Source organism: Methylobacterium crusticola (assembly GCF_003574465.1).
GTDB classification, from domain to species: domain Bacteria; phylum Pseudomonadota; class Alphaproteobacteria; order Rhizobiales; family Beijerinckiaceae; genus Methylobacterium; species Methylobacterium crusticola.
The window spans coordinates 1-4,293 of record NZ_KZ984674.1 but is presented as its reverse complement, the minus strand read 5'-3'; the positions used below and the strand labels follow the sequence as shown (position 1 = coordinate 4,293).

The 4,293-nt window shown below is 77.4% G+C and carries 3 protein-coding genes and 3 pseudogenes; all 6 read left to right on the top strand.

Annotated elements, in window-relative coordinates:
• Positions 1-250, top strand: a pseudogene (gene bchD / locus DT057_RS05715) (magnesium chelatase subunit D); the annotation flags it as partial.
• A 9-nt stretch (positions 251-259) separates the two neighbouring features.
• Positions 260-1,177 carry an alpha/beta fold hydrolase BchO gene (bchO, locus tag DT057_RS05710; RefSeq protein WP_128561132.1) on the top strand — a complete coding sequence of 306 codons (918 nt, stop codon included), beginning with the start codon at positions 260-262 and terminating at the stop codon, positions 1,175-1,177.
• A 162-nt stretch (positions 1,178-1,339) separates the two neighbouring features.
• A complete protein-coding gene (locus DT057_RS05705; RefSeq protein WP_128561131.1) occupies positions 1,340-1,645 on the top strand; it encodes a hypothetical protein in 306 nt (101 codons plus the stop codon).
• A gap of 54 nt (positions 1,646-1,699) precedes the next feature.
• Positions 1,700-3,229, top strand: a complete 1,530-nt coding sequence (locus DT057_RS05700; protein ID WP_128561130.1) for a phytoene desaturase — start codon at positions 1,700-1,702, stop codon at positions 3,227-3,229.
• A pseudogene (locus tag DT057_RS05695) lies at positions 3,210-4,081 on the top strand (phytoene/squalene synthase family protein); the annotation flags it as partial. The gene DT057_RS05700 and the pseudogene DT057_RS05695, both read left to right, overlap by 20 nt.
• Before the next feature lies 1 nt (position 4,082).
• Positions 4,083-4,254, top strand: a pseudogene (locus DT057_RS37490) (phytoene/squalene synthase family protein); the annotation flags it as partial.
• Between the last annotated feature and the right edge of the window lie 39 nt (positions 4,255-4,293).

The window sequence follows — 4,293 nt, the reverse complement described above, 5'->3', positions numbered from 1 at the left end:
GGTGCTCACCGACGGCCGCGCCAACGTGGCGCGCTCCGGGGCCCCGGGCCGGGCCCGGGCGGCGGCCGACGCCCTCGCGGCGGCCCGGGCCCTCGGCGCCGCCGGCACCCGCGCCCTCCTGATCGACACCGCGCCACAGCCCCGGGACGAGGCCCGCCACCTCGCCGACGCCATGGCGGCGACCTACCTGCCCCTCCCGTACGCCGACGCCGCCCGCCTGACCGAGGCGGTCCGCCGGGCGGGGGGCTGAGGGACCGGCATGGCGGTGTTCGACCGAGACAGGCCCTCCTGGGAGCGCGACGGGCGCGACTGGCCGAACCGCGACCTCAGCCGCTTCGTCGCGGCCGGCGGGCTGACCTGGCACGTGCAGGAGGCCGGGGCCGGGCCCGTCCTGCTCCTCGTCCACGGCACGGGGGCCGCCACCCATTCCTGGCGCGGGCTGCTGCCGCGCCTCGCCGAGCGCTTCCGGGTGGTGGCGCTCGACCTGCCCGGGCACGGCTTCACGGACCCGCTGCCCGCCACCTCCCTGCCCGGCATGGCCGCGGCCCTGCGCGCCCTCGTGGAGACCCTCGGGCTCGCCCCCGCGGTCGTGGTCGGCCACTCCGCGGGCGCCGCCATCCTGGTGCGGCTGTGCCTTGACGGCGGCCTCTCGCCCCGCCTGCTCGTCGGGCTCAACGCGGCGCTCAAGCCCTTCCCGGGCATGGCCGGGCTGATCTTCCCGTCGATGGCGCGGATGCTCTTCCTCAACCCGGTCACGCCCCGGGTCTTCGCCTGGTCGGCGGACCGGGCCGCGGTGGAGCGGCTGATCACCGGCACCGGCTCGACCCTGGACCGCCGGGGTCTCGACCTCTACCGCCGCCTGTTCCAGCGCGCGTCCCACGTGGCCGGCGCGCTCGCCATGATGGCGAACTGGAACCTCGACGCCCTCGACCGCGACCTGCCGCGCCTCGCCGTGCCGGCCCTGCTGATCGTCGGCGAGGCCGACCGGGCCATCGCGCCCGAGACGGCGCGGGACGTGGCGCGGCGCCTGCCCCGGGCCCGCGTCGAGCGGGTCGGCGCCCTCGGGCACCTCGCCCACGAGGAGCGCCCCGACCTCGTCGCCGGCCTGATCGAGCGGGAGGCACAAGGCCTCGGCGTGCTCGCGCCGGCGCATCTCGCCGGGGAGGCCGGGCCCTGAGCGCGGCCGGCGGCCGCGCCGGCGCGGCGGGCTTCCCTCATGCGAAAGGACCGGGCCGGCGCCGCCCGCTACGATTTTCGGCAGCGTTGCCAGCCCGCGGGAATTGCGATTAGGTCTCCGGAGCCGGTCGCCGTCGCGGCGCCGCGGGCCGGGGATGCGGAGATGTCGGACGAGCGTCAGCGCGTGGCCGCCGGTGCGCCGATCCGCGCCGACCGCCTCCCGGGCCTCGCGGCGGGGGGGACGGCCGGCCTCGACCGGCGCCTGACCCTCATCGCCGAGGCGCTCGGCTGCGCGGTCGAGGACGTCCGCGCCGAGGCGGGCGCGCACCCGCTGCCGCCGGACGACCTCTGCCGGCAGGGCGTGGAGCTGCTGCGCCTGTTCGTCTCCATCCAGGATCCCGCCGCGCGCCGCCGCTGCCTCGACCAGGTCCGGAACACCGCCCAGGGGCCGGCCGCGCGCGACGCCTGAGTCCGCACGGGAGCCGCTTGCCTCCCCGCTTGGTTGCGGCGATAGTGTCAACTGATGTTGACACTCGACGCTCCGCCGCCCCGCCTCCAGGGGTCTGCCCGCCGCCCCCGCGCGGTGGTGATCGGCAGCGGCTTCGGCGGCCTCGCGGCGGCCGTGCGGCTCGGCGCCCGCGGCTACCGCGTCACGGTGCTGGAGCGCCTCGACCAGCCGGGCGGGCGGGCGCGGGTCCACCGCCAGGACGGCTTCACCTTCGACGCCGGCCCGACCATCGTCACGGCGCCGTTCCTGTTCGAGGAGCTGTGGGCGCTGTGCGGGCGGTCGCTCGCCGACGACGTGACCCTCGTGCCGATGCGGCCGTTCTACCGCATCCGCTTCGAGGACGGCACCACCTTCGCGATGAGCGGCGACGAGGCCGAGATGCGGGCCGAGGTGGCGCGCCTCTCGCCCGCCGACCTCGACGGCTACGCCCGCTTCATGGCGGCCTCGCAGGAGATCTGCCGCATCGGCTTCGAGCGGCTCGGCCACGTGCCGTTCGGCTCCCTCGGCGACATGCTGCGCATCGCGCCCGACCTCCTGCGCCTCGGCGGCCATCGCAGCCTGTACGGGCTCGTCGCCCGCTACCTGCGCGACGAACGCCTGCGCACGGTGTTCAGCTTCCATCCCCTGCTGATCGGCGGCTCGCCGTTCCGGGCGAGCGCGATCTACGGCCTGATCGCCCATCTCGAGCGGCGCTGGGGCGTGCACTTCGCCCTCGGCGGGACCGGGCGGCTCGTCTCCGGCCTCGTCGGCCTGATCGAGGGGCAGGGCGGCCGCGTCCGGCTCGGCGCCGAGGTCGCCCGGATCGCGGTCGAGGACGGCACCGCCCGCGGCGTCGTCCTGGCGGACGGCGAGCGGATCGCCGCCGACGTGGTGGTGTCGAACGCCGACTCGGCCTGGACCTACCGCCACCTCCTGCCGCCCGAGGCCCGGCGGCGCTGGAGCGACCGGCGGCTCGCCCGGGCGCATTCCTCCATGGGGCTGTTCGTCTGGTACTTCGGCACGCGCCGGACCTACCCGGACGTCGCCCACCACACCATCCTGCTCGGGCCGCGCTACCGCGCGCTCCTGCACGACATCTTCGCCCGCAAGGTGCTGGCCGACGATTTCAGCCTCTACCTGCACCGTCCCACCGCCACCGACCCGGGCCTGGCGCCGCCGGGCCACGACGCCTTCTACGTGCTCGCCCCGGTGCCGAACCTCGACGGGGGCCAGGACTGGGCGGCCCTCGCCGAGCCCTACCGCCGGCGCATCGCCGGCCACCTCGAGGCGACGCTGCTGCCGGGGCTGTCCGACGCGCTCGTCACTTCCCGGGTGACGACGCCGCAGGATTTCCGGGACGACTTCCTGGCCTACCGCGGCTCCGGCTTCGGCCTGGAGCCGATCCTGACCCAGAGCGCCTGGTTCCGCCCGCACAACCGCAGCGAGGACGTGCGGCACCTCTACCTCGTCGGGGCCGGCACCCATCCGGGGGCGGGTCTTCCCGGGGTCCTATCCTCCTCGCGCATTCTCGATCGAGTGGTGCCGGATGCCGCGCTCTTCGCCTGAGACCTCCGCCCCCGCCGCACCCGGCGATGCCGACCGGATCGCCTGCCGGGCGGCCATCCGGGCGGGCTCGCGCAGCTTCTACGCGGCGTCGTGGCTGCTGCCCGGGGGCGTGCGGCGCGACGCCTACGGCCTCTACGCCTTCTGCCGCCTCTCCGACGACGCCGTCGACGGCGCCCTCGCCCGGCCGGACGCGGTGGCGCGCCTGCAGGACCGCCTGCGCGACGCCTACGCGGGCCGGCCCTTCGACCACCCGGCCGACCGGGCGCTCGCCGAGACCGTGGCCCGGGCCGGGATCCCGCCGGCCCTGCCCGAGGCGCTGCTCGAGGGGCTCGCCTGGGACGCCGCCGGCCGGCGCTACGCCGACCTCCCGGAGCTCACCGCCTACGCGGCCCGGGTCGCCGGCACGGTCGGCGCCATGATGACCCTGGTCATGGGCGTGCGCTCGCCCGTGGCCCTGGCGCGGGCCTGCGACCTCGGCGTGGCGATGCAGCTCACCAACATCGCCCGCGACGTCGGCGAGGATGCCCGCGCCGGCCGGCTCTACCTGCCCGTGGGCTGGATGCGCGAGGCCGGCCTCGACCCCGACGCCTTCCTGGCGCGGCCGGAGCCGAGCGCGGCCCTGCGCGCCGTGGTGGCGCGGCTGCTCGCGGCCGCCGACGCGCTCTACGCCCGGGGCGAGACCGGCATCGGCCTGCTCCCGCACCGCTGCCGCCCGGCGATCCGCGCCGCCGGCCTGATCTACGCCGAGATCGGCCGGGCGCTCGAGGCGAACGGCCTCGACCCGATCGCGGCCCGGGCCCGCGTTCCCGGCCGGCGCAAGGTCGCGCTGCTCGCCCGGGCGAGCCTCCCGCTNCCCGGACCCGCCGCTCCCCGAGGTGGCCTTCCTGGTCGACGCGGTGGCGCCCGTCCCGCCGGCCCGGCCGCAGCCGGCCTGGTGGGACGTCTCCGGCCGGGTGGTGCGCGTCCTCGACCTGATCGAGGCCCTGCGGGAGCGCGAGGCCGTCGAGGACGCCGCCGCCTCGTGAGCGGCCCGCCCGCCGCCCGGCGCGGCGCGTCCGGGCGGC

Bases quoted from the DNA above. Each gene is read 5' to 3' on its own strand.
- bchO (WP_128561132.1), top strand. From the start codon at position 260: ATGGCGGTGTTCGACCGAGACAGGCCCTCCTGGGAGCGCGACGGGCGC.
- DT057_RS05705 (WP_128561131.1), top strand. From the start codon at position 1,340: ATGTCGGACGAGCGTCAGCGCGTGGCCGCCGGTGCGCCGATCCGCGCC.
- DT057_RS05700 (WP_128561130.1), top strand. From the start codon at position 1,700: ATGTTGACACTCGACGCTCCGCCGCCCCGCCTCCAGGGGTCTGCCCGC.